10 protein-coding genes are annotated in these 16171 nt (G+C 69.8%); 4 read left to right on the plus strand and 6 right to left on the minus strand.

Annotated features, from left to right (window positions below):
* Window positions 1-125: 125 nt before the first annotated feature.
* From QRN89_RS34490 to QRN89_RS34505, 4 genes are read right to left on the minus strand one after another with little or no spacing between them, the layout of a single operon-like run.
* Window positions 126-2144 (minus strand): acetoacetate--CoA ligase, encoded by a 2019-nt coding sequence (locus QRN89_RS34490; RefSeq protein ID WP_290353335.1) that lies wholly within the window; start codon window positions 2142-2144, stop codon window positions 126-128.
* Between the two features lie 16 nt (window positions 2145-2160).
* Window positions 2161-3780: a bifunctional 3-(3-hydroxy-phenyl)propionate/3-hydroxycinnamic acid hydroxylase MhpA gene (mhpA, locus tag QRN89_RS34495; RefSeq protein WP_290353336.1), complete on the minus strand. Its 1620-nt coding sequence runs from the start codon at window positions 3778-3780 to the stop codon at window positions 2161-2163.
* Window positions 3777-4715, minus strand: a complete 939-nt coding sequence (locus QRN89_RS34500) for a fumarylacetoacetate hydrolase family protein (RefSeq protein WP_290353337.1) — start codon at window positions 4713-4715, stop codon at window positions 3777-3779. Before QRN89_RS34500 ends, mhpA begins: the two co-directional genes overlap by 4 nt.
* The gene (locus QRN89_RS34505; protein ID WP_290353338.1) at window positions 4712-5857 is read right to left on the minus strand and encodes a VOC family protein; all 1146 of its coding nucleotides are present in this window, start codon (window positions 5855-5857) and stop codon (window positions 4712-4714) included. Before QRN89_RS34505 ends, QRN89_RS34500 begins: the two co-directional genes overlap by 4 nt.
* Window positions 5858-5993: 136 nt before the next feature.
* Between QRN89_RS34505 and QRN89_RS34510 the strand changes: the two genes are divergently transcribed.
* Together QRN89_RS34510 and QRN89_RS34515 are read left to right on the plus strand one after the other, a co-directional pair.
* A complete protein-coding gene (locus QRN89_RS34510) occupies window positions 5994-6629 on the plus strand; it encodes a TetR/AcrR family transcriptional regulator (protein WP_290353339.1) in 636 nt (211 codons plus the stop codon).
* 68 nt (window positions 6630-6697) lie between these two features.
* Window positions 6698-7354, plus strand: coding sequence for a TetR/AcrR family transcriptional regulator (locus QRN89_RS34515; protein WP_290353340.1), 657 nt, complete (start codon window positions 6698-6700; stop codon window positions 7352-7354).
* A gap of 305 nt (window positions 7355-7659) precedes the next feature.
* Here the strand turns inward: QRN89_RS34515 and QRN89_RS34520 are convergent, their stop codons facing one another.
* Together QRN89_RS34520 and QRN89_RS34525 are read right to left on the minus strand one after the other, a co-directional pair.
* The gene (locus QRN89_RS34520; protein ID WP_290353341.1) at window positions 7660-8706 is read right to left on the minus strand and encodes a zinc-binding dehydrogenase; all 1047 of its coding nucleotides are present in this window, start codon (window positions 8704-8706) and stop codon (window positions 7660-7662) included.
* 159 nt (window positions 8707-8865) lie between these two features.
* Window positions 8866-12087, minus strand: a complete 3222-nt coding sequence (locus QRN89_RS34525) for a bifunctional cytochrome P450/NADPH--P450 reductase (protein WP_290353342.1) — start codon at window positions 12085-12087, stop codon at window positions 8866-8868.
* A gap of 244 nt (window positions 12088-12331) precedes the next feature.
* On the opposite strand from QRN89_RS34525, the gene QRN89_RS34530 reads away from it, so the two are divergent.
* Both QRN89_RS34530 and QRN89_RS34535 read left to right on the plus strand, forming a co-directional pair.
* A complete protein-coding gene (locus QRN89_RS34530) occupies window positions 12332-12985 on the plus strand; it encodes a TetR/AcrR family transcriptional regulator (RefSeq protein ID WP_290353343.1) in 654 nt (217 codons plus the stop codon).
* 391 nt (window positions 12986-13376) lie between these two features.
* Complete coding sequence (locus tag QRN89_RS34535) at window positions 13377-14885, plus strand: MFS transporter (RefSeq protein ID WP_290353344.1); 1509 nt, start codon at window positions 13377-13379, stop codon at window positions 14883-14885.
* Window positions 14886-16171: the final 1286 nt, after the last annotated feature.

Below are 16171 nucleotides of genomic sequence, written 5' to 3' on the forward strand. Positions count from 1 at the left end.
GTTGTGTGGATGATGCGGTGCCGGGGCGGGTTGACCGCCCCGGCACCGCCCCGTGGGGACGGGGGTCTGCGGAGCCGGCGGCACAGGGATCCGGCGATGTCACGTGGCCTTGCGGCCCGTCGACGTCATGTGGGCCGGGTCGATCGCCTGCTCCGCTCGGTGCCCAGGCGGGCGAAGTAGGAGATCAGTTCGGGGTTGTCGACCGCCGAGGGGTTCAGGACCTGCTCGGCGGGGGCGCCCTGGAGCAGGCGCTTGACGGGAACCTCGAGCTTCTTCCCGGTCTTCGTGTGCGGGAGGGCCGGTACGCCCAGGATCTCGTCGGGGACATGGCGGGGGGAGGCGCCGGTGCGGATCGCGTCGCGGATCTTCTCGCGCAGGGAGTCGTCCAGGCCGACCCCGTCGGCGAGGACGACGAAGAGCGGCATCCAGTAGCCGCCGTCGGGTTCCTCCGCGCCGATGACGAGGGCCTCGGTGATCTCGGGGAGGCGTTCGACGATGTCGTGGATGTCTGCACTGCCCAGGCGTACGCCGTTGCGGTTGAGGGTGGCGTCGGATCGGCCGTGGACGATCACCGAGCCGTGGGAGGTGTGGGTGATCCAGTCGCCGTGCCGCCACACACCGGGGTAGGCGTCGAAGTAGGCGGCACGGTAGCGGCTGCCGTCGGGGTCGTTCCAGAAGTACAGCGGCATGGACGGCATCGGCCGGGTGACGACCAGCTCGCCGACCTGGTCGAGGACCGGGGTGCCCGCCGCGTCGTACGCGGCTAGCGCCACGCCCAGGCCAGGGGCGGACAGCTCGCCCGCCCAGACGAGGGTCGTCGGGGCGCTGCCGGCGAAGCCGGAGACGACGTCCGTGCCGCCGCTGGTGGAGGCCAGCTGGACGCCGGCGCCCACGTGGTCGCGGACCCAGGGATAGGCGGAAGCGGGCAGCGCGGAGCCGGTGGAGCCGATGACGCGGATGGCCGACAGGTCGTGCACGGAGGGTTCGATGCCCAGCTTGCTCATGGCCAGCAGGTACTGCGGACTGGTGCCGAAGACGGTGACCTTGTGGCGGGCCGCCAGCTCCCACAGGATGCCCGGTCGCGCGAGGGGCGCGGGGCTGCCGTCGTAGGTGCAGGTGGTGGCGCCGGTCAGCAGGGTCGAGACGACCAGGTTCCACATCATCCAGTGGGTGGTGGTGTACCACAGCAGGCGGTCCCCGGTGCCCAGATCAGTGTGCAGGCCGAGTGTCTTGAGGTGTTCGAGCAGGACGCCGCCGTGCCCGTGGACGATGCCCTTGGGCAGGCCGGTGGTGCCGGAGGAGAAGACGACCCACAGCGGGTGGTCGAACGGCACCGGGGCGAGGGTGAGGTGCTCGGTGCGGGTGGCGGCGTCTTCCCAGGGCACCGTCAGCCCCGGGTGCCCGCCCTCGGGCCGGGCAAGGCCCACGTGGTCCACGAGCACCGTGGCCTTGAGTGTCGGCAGGGCGGCGGCGAGGTCGCGCGAGGCGGCGCGGCGGTCGTGTGTGGTGCCGTTGAAGAGGTAGCCGTCCGCGGTGATGAGCACCGTGGGTTCGAGCTGGGCGAAGCGGTCGGCGGCGGCCTTGGGTGCGTAGTCCTGGCCGCACACCGACCACACCGCGCCCAGGCTGGCGGTGGCGAGGAAGGCGATGACGGCGTGGGGCGTGTTGGGCAGGTAGCCCACCACCCGGTCGCCCTGTCCCACGCCCAGGTCGCGCAGGGTGGCCGCAACGGAGGCGACCTGGGCGCGCAGTCCTTGGCCCGTGATCTCGTAGCCGGATCCGGTCTCGTCCAGGGCGGTGATCGCGGGAGCGTCCGGCTGCAGGTTGCGCAGCGCGTGGTGGGCGTAGTTGAGGGTGGCGCCGGGAAACCAGCGGGCGCCGGGCATGGCCTCCTCTGCCAGTACCCGCTCGTACGGAGTCGTCGCATCGACGGCGAAGTACTCCCACACCGCGGCCCAGAACCCTTCCAGGTCGGTGATGGACCAGCGGTACAGGGCCTCGTAGTCGGTGGGGTCCTGGATTCCTTCGGCGCCCTGGTGCCGGGCCGCCCATCGGGCGAAGTCCGCGATGCGGCTGCGGGCGGCCGTCTCCGGGTCGGGAGTGAAGAAGGGTTCCGGATACGGCGTGGGGTGCGGGGTGCTCATGGTGTGGTGCTCCTCGTCAGGGGACGTGCCGGACATCGGCGGGACGGCGGGCCGTGTGCAGCAGGGGAGCCCAGGCGGCGGTGTCCGTGAAGTCGCCGGTGCCGGCCGGGACGGTGTCCATCACGACGCGGTCGGGGCGCAGCAGGACGGCGTCGGCCCGGCCGCGTGCCAGCCAGGCGGCCAGGGCGCCGTCGTCTCCCAGGTCGTCGACGCGGACGGTGTGTGCGCCGAGCGCCGTGGCCACGGCCGTCATCTGCGCAGAGGGGGGCACGGCGGTCAGGATGGCGAAGGAGTCCCCGAGGAGGTCGTCGAGGCGCACTCGCCCGCCGTCGTGCCGTATCCAGGGCTGCGGGGAGAAGGTGCCGGCCAGCCCGCGGCCGGTGAGCCTGGGGCGGCGCCGAACCAGCGGTCCGGCGGTCAGGGCGGGGCTGAGGTCACGGCTCACCGCCGCGGTCACGCCGGGAAGTCGGCAGACCGCGCCCACTACGGCCCGGCGAACCGCAGCAACGCGGTCCTGTCCGCCGGTCATGGCCCAGCCAACGGCGACCGCGACGCGGATCACATGGCGGGCGTGTGGCTTGCGCTCACGCTCGTAGGTGTCAAGCAGCCCCTCGTCCGCGCCCTGCCGGAGGACGCGAGCGAGTTTCCAGGTGAGATTGCGGGCGTCGCGCAGGCCGGCGCACAGGCCCTGCCCGACGAAGGGCGGGGTCAGGTGGGCGGCGTCGCCCAGCAGGAAGACACGCCCCCGGCGCCACCGGTCGGCGAGACGCGCCTGGAAGGTGTACTGCGCCTGCCGGATCACCTCGAAGTCGTCGCTTCGTGAGGCCGGCAGGTCCACCCAGGGGGCGACCAGCTCGCGCAGGCGCTCCCATCCGTCCGGGCCCTCCAGGTCCTGGTCGTCGGCCAGCCGGAACTCCCAGCGGTAGCGGTCCTCGCTGATGCGCATGAAGGTGGCCGGCCGGTGGGGACAGCAGATCTGCTCGGCGCCCTCCCAGGTCCGCACCGGGCGGCTGGTGCGCACGTCGATGACCCGCCAGCTCTCCTGGAAGTGCAGGTCCTCCCACGCGGCGCCGACGGCGTCACGGGTGAGGCTGCCCGCCCCGTCGCAACCGAGGACGGCATCGGCCCACAGGTGCTCCTCCTCATCGCTGCCGTCGCGCCGGAAGGTGACCCGGATCGGACCCGTCGGATCGTGGGGTGCGTCGGTGTTCGGCGTGTCGGACTCGGTGACGGACACGACCTCCACCCCGCTCCACAGCTCGCACTCCGGGCGGCGCGCCAGGGCGCCCCGCAGTAGGCGTTCCAGCTCTGGCTGGTTGAACATGCTCAGCTGCGGGAAGCCGTGGAGTCCGTGCAGGGACCGCGGGAACTCGCTGATCACGCGGCGGCGGGCGTCCAGCAGCCGTAGGCCGGGCGCCGGGCGGGCGAGGGCGGCGAACTCCTCATGGACGCCGACGCTCTGCAGGATCCGGCGGACCTCGTCGTCCACGACGACGGCCCGTGGCAAGGGGTAGACATCGGGGTGGCGTTCGAGGAGCAGGCTGCGCACTCCGTACCGGGCGAGCAGGAGCGCGGCCGTGACTCCCACGGGTCCCGCACCGATGATCACCACCGGTGTCCGGGATGCGGCCTTCATGGTGTGTCCGTAACGGGGGTCCGCTGCTCGCCGAGGTCGATCTGCCCGTCGGGGGTGGCGATCGTGGCGGTGATGAGGTCACCGTCGCGCAGGTAAAGGGGGTTCTTGGCCTGGCCGTTGAAGAACGCCTTCCACTTCAGCGCGGGCGGCAGCAACGCGCTGATCTTCGCGATCGGCTTGGGCGGGGCCTTCAGGGCGGTGCCGCCGGGAGTGCCGGTCAGCAGCAGGTCGCCCGGGTCGAGGGTCTGGAAGCGGGCGAGCAGGGTGAGCGCCTGGGCCGGTCGTACGATCATGTCGGCGAGCGTGCGGTCCTGGCGCGGCACGCCGTTGACCGACAGCCGCAGTCGCAGGTTCAGCAGATGAGCGAAGTCCTCGGGCTCCAGCAGAGCCAGATACGGACCGGTCGGTGTGAAGGTCGGGTAGGACTTGCTCTCGTAGAACTGGGTCTTGGTCAGCTGGACGTCGCGGGCGCTGACGTCGTTGGTGAGGACGAGCCCGGCAACGTAACGGGGCAGGTCCCGCTCCTCCACAACCGTGCCCACCGGCAGTGTCGCGCCCATGACGAGGCCGAGTTCGACCTCGTAGTCGAGGAACTTCACGTGCGGGGGCCGGACGATCGTGTCGTGCGGGCCGCTGACCGAGCCGGACGCCTTGCGGAAGAAGGTGGGCGGGATGTCGCCGGTGAAGCCCGAATCCTTGGCGTGGCTGCGGTAGTTGACCATCTGGGCGACCACCCTGCAAGGGGTGGTGACCGGAGGCAGCGCCACCAGGTCGGCGACGGGCGTGCCGCTCTCGGCGGAGGCGGCGGCCTCGCGGACCGCGTCCCGGTCGGCGAGCAGTTCGGCGGTGGTGACCGCCTTGGTCTCGACGCGGACGGCGCGCTCGCCCCGGACAGCCCACCAGCCGTCGGTGGTGCGCAGAACGTTGGTGCTCATGAGCTCATCGCTTTCATCAGGCCCAGCAGGCGTGCGGGGTCGAGTTCGTTGTCGCCGCGCAGGGCCGTCATGACCTCGCGCAGCTTGGCGGGGGACGGGTTCGTGCCCAGGAAGTCACGGGTGACCGGCGGGCCCCACTGGGCGAGACCGCTCGCCGACATCGGCGCCCAGCCGGGCTCCAGGTCGCAGGAGAAGAGGTCGCCGTCGGCGAAGTGCTCCAGCATGAAGCGGTCGGGGTCGCGCCAGTAGTCGAAGAGCTGGCTGCCCTGGATGTGCCGGCCGATGCCCCAGCTGCGCCGGTAGCCGCGTTCGGCCAGGTACTCCCCACCGGCGGCGATCGCGTCGAGGTCGGTGACCTGGTAGGCGGAATGGACATAGCCGGTTCCGGGTCCCAGGTGCAGGGCCAGCGTGTGGTGATCCACGGCCAGGCTGCCCTGGTCGCACCGGATGAACGCCATCGTCGGCCCGCGCCCGCGCTGACCGTCCAGGAACAGGAAGTCGGACACGATCATCCCGAGGGTGTCCAGGTACCAGTCCAAGGTGCGGGCGAACAACGGTGTCTCCAGCACCACATGGCCCAGCCGCTGGATGCGGGACGGTTCACGGGGCGGACGCTGGGTGGCGTTCGTACGACGGTGATCGCTACCGAAGTTGAAGATCAGCGGCTGCTGCTCGGGCAGCGCGGGCAGTTGCTCGGCGCAGTGCACGACCCGGACCGGCAGGCCCGAGGGATCGAGCAGGGCGACCGACTGCCCACCGCCCGGTACGCCGATGTCCCGGACGCTACTGCCGGTGGAGCGGGCCAGACGGTCCAGATCGGCCCGTTCGGCCGCGCGGAACGCAGGCCCGATGAACCGGGACGCACGCCCCTTGCGGATCACCATGCACGGCGAGCCGGCGAAGGTGCCGCGCAGCCACAGCTCCGACTCGGTGCGGGCGGCGATCGCGAAGCCGAAGTCACGCGCGAAGACCTCGGCCCGGTCCAGGTCGGGCTTCTCGAACTCCAGCCAGGCCAGATCGGCCACCTTGATCACCGGACTGCGGGAACGTCCGGGGTGCTCGCCGCGCAGGGCGCCCTGCTCACTGTGGAGGTCTTGGTGGGGCGTCTCGGGAGCGGCGCTGTCAACGGGGGTGTGGGACATGGTTCCCTCCAAGCAACATTGCCGTAATGAGAAAATCATCAACTTTGCTGATACTCATCGTCAATAGGGTGAGGCCAAAGAATTGATGGCTTCATCAGTGATGCGGGGCTCATCGTGGCGTTGTTACACTCGCCGCATGCCGACGTCAGCCCCGCCCAAGAACCGCTTCGAGCGGCGCCGCGCCGAGACTCGTCAGGCACTCGTCCGTGCGGCTCGGCAGATCCTCGCGGAGACCGGGGACACCAGCGCCAGCATCCAGGCCATCGCCGAGCGCGCGGACGTCGGTTTCGGCTCCTTCTACAACCACTTCGAGTCGAAGACGGAGCTGTTCGACGCCGCCGTGACGGACGCCCTGGAGGAGTTCGGCCAGGTCATCGACGAGCGCGTGGAGGGGATCGAGGACCCGGCCGAGCTTGTCGCGGCGGGCTTCCGGCTCACGGCCCGGATGGCCGACTCGCACCCGGAGCTCATGCGGATCCTGCGTGATCGCGGTCTGGCCCAGATTCACTCAGAACGCGGACTCGCCCCGAGAGCCCTGCGTGACCTGGAGCGCGGCATCGCCTCGGGCCGCTTCGCCTGCACCGATGCGACCACGGCGCTGTCCGCCATGGGCGGGACCCTGCTGTCCCTCGTGGCGCTGAGGCTGGCCCGCCCCGACCTCGACGGCGACGAGACCGCCTCCGACCTGGCCGAAATGGTCCTTCGCATGCTCGGCGTCCCCCCGGACGACGCCCGTGAGGTCACCCGGCGCCCCCTGCCGAACCCCACCTGATGCCCTGGCCGAGGGTGCCGCCGGATGTGAGAAGCCGCCTGCGGCGGCTCACTGGTACCATACAACGTATGGAAAAGTCGAGGAAGGCTCCCCGGGGGACCAGGAAGAGGGCCGTCCCCCTCACCAAGGACGGCATCCACGCCATGGCGCTGCAGCTCATCGACGCCGATGGGGTCGAGGCGCTCACCATGCGTAAGCTCGCGACCGCGCTGGATGCGAATCCGATGTCGCTGTACCACCACGTGCCGAACAAGGACGCAGTGCTGCGTGGCGTGGCCGAGAGCGTCGGCTCGCGGTTCCGTGCGGGGGAGCGGGAGGACATCCCCTGGCAGGACCGTCTTCGCCGGCTGGCTCTTGACTTCCGTGAACTGTCGCACCGCCATCCGAAACTGATGGCGTACTCCTTCGCGCGAGCCGACTACGTCCAGCCGGAGGACCCCTTTTGGCAGGGGCTCATCGACATCCTGGCCGCCGCGAAACTGCCGGCCTCGGAGATCCCGCGCGTCGCCGCCTCCCTGTGCGCGGTTTTCACGGGGCTGCTGCTGAGCGAACTCACCGGAGCGCTGCAGCGGTGGACCACCCTGCCGCCGGCGCCGGTCGGCGCCGACGGGGAACACGCCCCCGCTCCCGCGAAGAACGTGATCGACGCGATGTTCAACTGTGCGCTCGACGCCACGATCGTCGGCCTGGAGAGCCACGTCGCACGAACCCGCGAGGAGCCGTGACGGAGCGGAACGGCCGCGGGCTCGGCTGACGCAATCGACCTCACCGCCTCAGTGGCGCCAACCATCTCGGCCTGTACGCCGAGGCGATCAGCCGCTCCGGCGAGCAACCGGGCACCTTTCGCCAGGCATTCACTCATCCCGCCCTCATCAGTGCCGCCTTCGACCTGGCCCGTGCAGTGGGCTGACCGCCGTCCTCCACTTGCCGCGCCCACGCCTCCTCGGAAAGCCGTGGGCGCCGGCGCTCCCTCAAACACCGGCGCCCACTCACCCCTGCCCAGGGTGGCTTGTCGTCCTGCTGACGGGCGTCAGGGGACGAGGATGAGGCGGATCGGGTCGCCGATCTTGTTCTCCAGCCGGTCGACCGCGTCGGCCGCCTCGGCGAGCGGGATGTGGTCGGTGATGGAGGGGGCGAGGTCGAGGCGGCCGGCTGCGGTCAGCTGCACCAGCTCGGAGACGGACTCGGGGAAGCCGCCGTAGTGGCCGCGCACCTGCTTCTGCAGGTAGTTGAAGGTCAGGCCCTCGGTGATGGTCAGTGGCCGGGGTGTGATGCCGACCAGGATCAGGGAGCCGCCCAGACCGAGCACGGAGGCGGCCTGGTCGCGGACGGCGGGGACGCCTGCGCAGTCGAAGGCGAAGTCGAGGCCTCGTCCAGCGGTGGCCGCGTACACCTGGTCGGCGAAGTCGTCGGCCGTCGGGTCGAGGGCGAGATCCGCGCCGAACGCCAGCGCGCGCTCGCGGGCGCTGGGCAGCGGGTCGACGGCGATGATCGGGGCGGCGCCGACCAGGCGGGCGAGGCGTACGTTGTGCGCACCGACTCCGCCCACGCCCCAGACACCGACGGACTGGGCGGCACGGACGCCCGCGGTGGCGACGACGGCGGCGTAGGGGGTGGAGACCGCGTCGGGGATGATCGCGGCCTGGTCGAAGGGGAGACTGTCGGGAATGGGGATGAGGGTGTCCTCGCGGGCGATCACATACTCGGCCCAGCCGCCGTCGTAGTCGATGCCGGCGGTGAGCATCTGGGTGCAGGGGCGGTGGCGCACGCATCCGGCGCACTTACCGCAGGTCTTGCCGGCCTCCAGGGTGACGCGGGCGCCGACGGCCAGGCCGCGCTTGAGGTCGGGGCCGAGCGTGTGGATCACACCGGAGACCTCGTGGCCGACGGTGACCGTGTCGGAGGTGGCGAACAGCGGGACGAGGGAGCCGTCGAGCAGGTGGACGTCGGAGAGGCAGACGCCGGCGGCCTTGACCTCGATGAGGACCTCGCCCGGGCCCGGCACGGGGATCGGGACCTCTTCCACGGCGAACTTCTTGCTGTCCAGGTGGAAGCGTCCGGCGAGCATGGTGTCCATGGTGATCTGCTTTCTGTGAGCGGCACGGCCCGGTGGTCCGGGCCATGGGTGCCATGGGGTGTCTGAGTGGCTGGTGGGGCCGGGTGGCGTGCGGGGGAGGCAGGACGTCCGCACGCCTCCCGGCGGCTGGGGTCGGCGCGCCTTGACGGCGTGCGAGGGTCAGGCGAAGACGTCCTGCTGGTAGCGCTCGTCCGCTTCGAGCTGGGCGAGCCACTGCTGGGCGGTCTCGTCGTCGCTGCCGGTGTTCTGGCGGTGGATGGCGGCGAGGGCCTCGCGGACGGCGGGGGCCATGCGGCGGCCGTCACCGCAGACGTAGATGTACGCGCCGTCCTGGATCGCCTGCCACACGGTGTCTGCGGCGTTCGCGATGGCGTTCTGCACGAACCGGGCGGGGTGGCCGGTCACCGCCGAGTAGGCGGTGTGCACCTGGGCGATGCCGGCCTGCTGCCAGTCCTGCATCTCCTGGCGGTAGAAGTAGTCGTGCTCCGGGTGGCGGCAGCCGACGAACACCTGGGACAGGCCCACCTGGGTGCCGTTCGCGTGCTGTGTCGCCCGCTCCTCCAGGAAACCGCGCAGCGGCGCGATGCCGGTGCCGGGGCCGATGAGGATCAGCGGCGTGGCGGGGTCGGCGGGCGGGGCGAACGTCGGGGAGGGCACGCGGACGTAGCCGTAGACGACGTCTCCGGGCTCCAGGCTCGCGATGTAGGAGGAGCAGGTGCCGCGGTACTGGCCGTCGCCGGACAGGGCCGGGCCCTCCAGCAGGCCGACGGTCAGGCGCACGTGGTGCGGGTTGGCCGACGGGGCGGAGGAGATGGAGTAGAAGCGGGGACGGATGGGGCCCATCATCTCCAGGAAGACCGCCAGCGGCAGTTCGACGGCCGGGAAGCGCTCGAGCAGGCCCAGGACGGAGACACGCTTGCCGAGGATCTCCTTCTGGTAGCGCTCCTCGGCCTCCTCCGTCTCGGCGGTGTACGCCTGGAGCTGCGGCCGGGTCCATGGGCACGCCGTGTTCTCGGCGAGGGTCTGGATCTGGGACCGGGTGGCCACGTCCTGCAGTTCCAGGAACTCGGTGAGCAGCAGGCCGGCGGTGACCGGGGTGCCGACCGGCAGGTGGGTGCGGCCACCGGCCGGCTGCTCGAGCCGCAGCACCTGGTCGTAGTCGACGCCGAGCCGCTTCAGGGCGCGCTCGACCAGGGCGAGTTCGTTCTTGGCGAAGACGGCCAGGTGGTTGCCGGTGTCGTAGGTGACGCCCTCGGGCAGCTCGACGGTGATGGACTTCGCCGACGGGCGCGGCGGCTCGATGGCGAAGTCCCACAGGCCGGTCGCGTCGGCCACGAGCTCCTCGTTGGCCACCACGGTGAGCGGGTACGCCTGCTCGGAGACGATCGCGGGGCGCACGTCGGACTCGGTGAGCAACTGGACCTGGTAGCGGGGGCCGCTCGCCTGGGAGGTGTCGGCGGCGTATTCCTCGGCCAGAGTGGCCCACAGGTTGTCCATCCACCGCGTGGCCATGCCGTCGAAGTCACCGGCGGCGTCCGCGATGCCGCGCTCGACGACGGGGGTGGCGCCGGCGGCCAGCAGACCTTCCTCGATCCGCTTGGGGAAGGCCTGGTAGGTGGCCACCCATTGGGTGTTGCCCGCGCCCAGCAGTGCGAACCGCACATTGGACAGGGAGCCCTCGGGCAGTCCGGCGGCCAGCAGGTCGTCGAAGTGCTGGGCGTTGTCGGGGGCCTTGCCGTTGTAGCTGGAGGCGACGACCACGAGCAGGCCCTCGCTGGGCAGGTTCTCGCCCAGCTCGTCCAGGCTCACCAGCGTGGTGCCGAAGCCGGAGCGCTCACTGCGGTCGGCGATGGTGCGCGCCAGGTCCTCGCTGGAGCCGAGGCTGGAGCCGTAGGCGACGGTCATGTTGACCCCGACGCCGCTCACCGCTGCCTGCGCCTGCGTGTCGTCGGTCTGCAGGGCCTCGGCGCCGAAGACGGTCCGCTCGTGCTCCTGACGGCGGCGGACGACCAGCTCGAAGTTGCCGGGCTTGCGCGTCAGCGCCTCCCGGGGGTCCATCTTGTAGTCGCTGGTGTCGGCGAACTTGAACTTCTGCAGCACCAGCGCAAGGGCCAGGCGGGCCTCGACGAGCGCGAACTGGCGGCCGATGCAGGCACGTAGGCCGTTGCCGAACGGCTTGTAGGCGTGCGGGTGCTGATTGACCCGGTTCTCCGGCAGCCACCGGTCGATGTCGAACTCCTCCGGCCGCTCCCACGCCTTGGGGTGGGTGTGCAGCGGGCCCTCGAGGATGAGGACCTTCGTGTCCTTCTTCAGCTCGTAGCGGCCGCCGATGACGGTGTCCTCCCGCGCCGTCTTGCCGAACGACGGGATGGGAGCCCACAGGCGCAGCGTCTCGTCCAGGATCCGCGGGATGACGTCCATCTGCATGATCGTGTCGTAGTCCGGCACGGTGTCGCCCGGCAGCAGGCGGTCCACCTCGGCATACGCCTGGGCCAGCACGGACGGGTTGCGCATCAGCGAGTACGTGGCGAACGACAGCAGACCACTGGTGGTCTCGTGACCGGCGATCAGGAACGTCAGCACCTGGTCGCGGACGTTGTCGATGTCCAGCTTCTTGCCGGTCTCCGGGTCGGTGGCCTCCAGCATCAGACCCAGCAGGTCATCCTCACCGCTGGACTGCCCCTCGCGGCGCTCCTTGATCACATTTTCGACCAGCTCCTGCATCATCTGGATGTTCGCGCCGTACCTCTTGGCATCGGCCTTGCGGAGCTTGGTCATCATCGGGAGTTCCTGCGAGCGCCGCAGCGACTCGATCAGCGCCTCCAGCAGCGCGTTGAGGAAGGGGTGCAGCTCCTCCTTCTCGAAGGAGTCGAACCGGTAGCCGAACCCGGACAGGGCGATGGTGTCCAGGGTGAGCCGGGTGTAGTCGTCGGTGATGTTGACCGACTGGCCCTCCCGGCGCTCCCACTTGCCCGCCAGGTTCTGGGCGATCTCCAGCATCTGCCCGAAGTAATTCCTCATGGCGCGCTGGCTGAAGGCCGGCAGGAGGATCCGGTGCGCCATGCCCCATTCCTCTTCGTGCTGGTGGGCCGTGAACAGGCCCGAACCCGCGAAGTCCCGGACATGCTGCAGCGGCGTCTTCTCGATCTGCTTGAAGAACCGCGTCTCGTCGGAGACCTCGGCCACCAGGTCCGGGTCGTAGACGAAGATCTGCTCGATACCGGCGATGTCCAAGCCGTAGATGCCCTCGGGGAACTGCTTGGACAGCTCGGCGAAGTACTCCACCGGGTTGGTGCCGGGGATCTGCGGCGTGTTGCCCAGGAGGGGGATCCCGCGCGGGGACCGGATGGGGCGAAGGTCGTTCGCGGAGTGCGTGGTCATGGCTTGCTCCTCTGCGTGGAGGGGAATGGGCAAGGGCGCGCTGCTCAGGTCGATGCCGTGGCGCCGTACGGAAACATACGCCGTATGGAATTGGTACCATACGACGTATGGAAATGTGAAGCAAGCCTGGTCGCCTGGTGGACGCTGTGATCTGGGCCATTTTCATACGACGTACGAAACTGATACCGTACGAGGTATGGAAAGTAAGGTGAGGCATCCCCCGCGGGGAACGAGGAAGAGGGACGTGCCTCTGACCGAGGCCGGGATCTACGCCGCCGCCCTGCGGCTGATCGACGCGGACGGTGTCGAGGCGCTCACCATGCGCAAACTCGCCACCAAGCTCGACGCGAACCCGATGTCGCTGTACCACCACGTGCCGAACAAGCAAGCGGTGCTGCGTGGCGTGACCAGAATGGTCGGCGCCCAGTTCCGCACCGTGACGCTTGAGGACGCTCCCTGGCAGGAGCGCATCCGCCTGCTCGCAACGGACTTCCGGACCCTGGCGCACCGTCACCCCGAACTGATGGCCTACTCGTTCAGCCACCAGCCGGACTTCATCCAGCCCGACGACCCGTTCTGGACCGCGCTCACCGCGATCGTGGAGGCTGCCGGGGTTCCGCAGTCAGAGGTCTCGGAGATCGCGGCGCTGATGGTCGCCGTCGTCATCGGAGTCCTCGCCGCCGAAATCAACGGCTCGCTCCACCAGTGGTCGACCCTCAAGCCCCCAGGCTTTGACGATGGTGAAGACGGTGACGGGGATGCAGACCCTGACTCTGCGGACACAGCTCCTGAAGGCCCTGACCAGGACCACATGTTCCGCCTCGTGCTGGACACGCTGATCACGGGTCTGGAAAGCCGGCTCACCGGCGATCGTGACGGGCGGGACGCCGGCCTTTGAACCACGCCTGCTGAGGCGCTGCGCCCCAGGCACCGGCCCCTGAGCCGCGCACGCAGTCGGGCGATCCCAGGCTGCGATATGCGGGAGCCACCCCCGTCACATCGGGTAACACCGCCCGGCGGGGTGGTTCTTCAGCCTCTGCAGGGCAGCCGCATGACGCTGACCCGGGGAATGACCATCTCGTCGGCTTGTTGCCGGTCTCCCTCCCGAACCGGGAGTTCGCCGGCCTCGTCGAGCCGCATCACCCATCCGTTCACCGAGGCGGCCAGCCGCCGAGTACTACTGCCGTGAGCGCGAGGTGGCGCCCCGTGCCGGGTGAGCCGTACCTGATCTCGATCGGTTCCTTTCTCTCTTACGCCACCCCCCATGCGCTGTCCGGAGGGCTGCCCGCATGTCCCAGAACGCCACCGCCGCTGCTCGCGGCGCCGAGACCGCACCTGAGAATGTGCCCGAGCTGTCGCACCAGCGGCGCTGGTGGATTCTGCTGGTCGTTTCGCTGGCCATGCTGATGGGTGTCCTCGACGGCACCATCGTGAACATCGCCCTGCCGTCCGCCCAGCACGACCTCGGCTTCGCCGACGCCGACCGGCAGTGGGTGGTCACCGCCTACGCGCTGGCCTTCGGCAGCCTGCTGCTGCTCGGCGGCCGCATCGCGGACCTGGCCGGTCGGAAGGTGACCTTCTTGGTAGGTCTGGCCGGCTTCGCGGCCGCTTCCATGGTTGCGGGCGCGGCGAACGGATTCGCCGCGCTCGTCATCGCGCGTGCCGTGCAGGGGCTGTTCGCCGCCCTGCTGGCCCCGTCCGCCCTCTCGCTCCTGATGACCACCTTCACCGATCCGCGCGAACGAGCCAGGGCCTTCACCGTCGCAGGCTCGGTCGCCGGTGCCGGCGGAGCCATCGGCCTGATTCTCGGCGGCGTGCTGACCCAGTACCTGGACTGGCGCTGGACCATGTACGTCAACGTGATCTTTGCGGTGGCGGCGTTCGTCGGTGGGGCAGCCCTGCTGCACCGCACCCCGCGCGACACGTCCTCCAAGCTCGACGTACCCGGCACCCTGCTGGCCTCCATCGGCCTGTTCTGCCTGGTCTACGGATTCTCGAACGCCGAAACGTACGGCTGGGGTTCGCCGGCGACATGGGGCATGCTGGCGGCCGGTGCCGTACTGGTGGCCGTCTTCGTGTCGTGGCAGAACAGGGCGGCGTATCCGCTGCTGCCCCTGCGAGTCCTGCTGGACCGCAACCGCGGCGCCTCCTTCGCCGCCCTCTTCGTCACCGGCGCGGGGATGTTCGGCGTGTTCCTGTTCCTGACCTACTACCTGCAGCAGAGCCTCGGCTACAGCGCTCTGAACACCGGCTTCGCCTTTCTGCCCATGATCGTGGCCTCGTCGTCCGCCTCCGCCGTGGCCAACAACGTCCTCGTGGCGCGTATGGGGCCGAAGCCGGTGGTCCCGCTGGGCATGGCCATCGCGGCCGCCGGGCTCATCTGGATGACCGAGCTGGAATTGAACAGCGGATACGTGATGCAGGTACTGCCCCAGCTGGTGCTCGTCGGCATCGGGCTGGGCACGGTCATCGCGCCCGCCATGAGCCTGGCGACCTCCGGCGTGGAGGCAACCGATGCCGGCGTCGCGTCGGCCGCTGTCAACACCCTGCAGCAGATAGGCGGTTCCATCGGTATCGCCTTGCTCAGCACGATGGCATCCGACGCAGCCACCGGCTACCTCTCCGGCCGCAACTCCAAGGACCCCGGCGTCCTGGCTCAGGCCGGCCTCGAGGCTTATTCCACGGCCTACTGGTGGTCGGCGGCCGTCTTCGCCATCGGCCTCGTCGTCACTGCCCTGCTCTACCGCCGGGGTGTGCCCCAGCAGGACGAGAACGCGGCACCTGTCGTGCACATGTAGCAGGACGGGTGGCCACCTGAGGGGTTCACCCCTGACCCACGGGTCGGACAAACTTCCCACCCGCCGGCATTCAGCCCAGCGAAGCGCGCTCTCCACGGCATCACCTGGAACCTTTTCTTCCGGACCTGGGCTAGTGACCAGCGGTAATGGGCGAGTACTCGCCTCTGCGCTCACATGTAATACCGAGAGCCGTACAGACCTCGACAGGAACTGACGCGGGGCATGTACGGCTGAAGAGGGCGTAGAAAGGGCGTAAGGGTGCGCGAGGTCTGTCGGGAGACCGCCTCTTGGAGCAGTGCGCGGGGCGCGGGCTGCTGGTGATCGCGCTACATGGGCAACCCATGGCCTCGGACATCGCCAATCAGAGCCCGGGTGCAGGGGTCATCAGCACGGGCGACCGCCAACAGGGTGCCCCCGATCATGTCCCATGCCGGGGGATCTCCCCTGTGACAAGAGCTGTTGGATGCTGGCCCTCATGGCCCAAGCACCGGTCGCATGGCAACTGTTGAGACAACAGCTCCGGGAGGTAGCCGACTACGACACAGCGTCCTTTGCCGGTGCCCAGCGTGAGGACTTGATCAACCGCGGCTGTACCACCCTGGTACGCCACGTGGAATGCGGCGCATGCTCGGGCTTGAGGAAGTGTCCCCGTCCTTCCTCACAGTGAACGCCGCCCTCCAAACTCCTGTCGCGGGCGATGTCCCCGGGATACTCGAGGCAATCGGCCAAGCCCGACACCCCAACGAGTGCACCGTACCGACCTCCACTCCCCCCTGTGCTCACCGAGGACAGCGAGGAGCACCGTCTGCTTCGGTCCTGGGGTCCACGCAGTCGGCGGGGGCGTGCGTGCAGGCAGACGATCGACCGCAGGATCAGGTAGGAGGGCACCGGCTTCGCCACGCCCGAGGCTCGACACCTGTACCGACTGACCTTCCCAACAGGAGAGCTGCGGGGCGCACAACGGCAGCCGGCGCGGGCGGCCCGGTCACGCCACCGGTGCCCGTCCGCGGCTTCGACTGGCATGGTCCGACCACCGTCGTCGACGAGACGGCGGGAAATCGCACGCGCCGTCGCGCGCACGGCCGGCCCGTACCCCGGGTTCGGCGAACCGGTGCCGGGCGCCACGACCGACAACGCCGCGACCGCCTCGCCGCCGTCACGTACCGGCGCGGCCACGGTGCTCACCTGCCATGGACGGTTCTGGTGGCCGACAGCGTGATCGCCGCATCGTACCTCCACCAGCACGCGACCCAGGTCGGCGGGGGTGCGGATGTCGTCGTCGCCGC

Origin of the sequence: Streptomyces sp. HUAS CB01, from assembly GCF_030406905.1 — a bacterium.
In the GTDB taxonomy this organism is placed as follows: Bacteria; Actinomycetota; Actinomycetes; order Streptomycetales; family Streptomycetaceae; genus Streptomyces; species Streptomyces chengbuensis.

Coding starts and splice junctions, on each gene's coding strand:
- QRN89_RS34490 (WP_290353335.1), bottom strand. CDS start 2,144: ATGAGCACCCCGCACCCCACGCCGTATCCGGAACCCTTCTTCACTCCC.
- mhpA (WP_290353336.1), bottom strand. CDS start 3,780: ATGAAGGCCGCATCCCGGACACCGGTGGTGATCATCGGTGCGGGACCC.
- QRN89_RS34500 (WP_290353337.1), bottom strand. CDS start 4,715: ATGAGCACCAACGTTCTGCGCACCACCGACGGCTGGTGGGCTGTCCGG.
- QRN89_RS34505 (WP_290353338.1), bottom strand. CDS start 5,857: ATGTCCCACACCCCCGTTGACAGCGCCGCTCCCGAGACGCCCCACCAA.
- QRN89_RS34510 (WP_290353339.1), top strand. CDS start 5,994: ATGCCGACGTCAGCCCCGCCCAAGAACCGCTTCGAGCGGCGCCGCGCC.
- QRN89_RS34515 (WP_290353340.1), top strand. CDS start 6,698: ATGGAAAAGTCGAGGAAGGCTCCCCGGGGGACCAGGAAGAGGGCCGTC.
- QRN89_RS34520 (WP_290353341.1), bottom strand. CDS start 8,706: ATGGACACCATGCTCGCCGGACGCTTCCACCTGGACAGCAAGAAGTTC.
- QRN89_RS34525 (WP_290353342.1), bottom strand. CDS start 12,087: ATGACCACGCACTCCGCGAACGACCTTCGCCCCATCCGGTCCCCGCGC.
- QRN89_RS34535 (WP_290353344.1), top strand. CDS start 13,377: ATGTCCCAGAACGCCACCGCCGCTGCTCGCGGCGCCGAGACCGCACCT.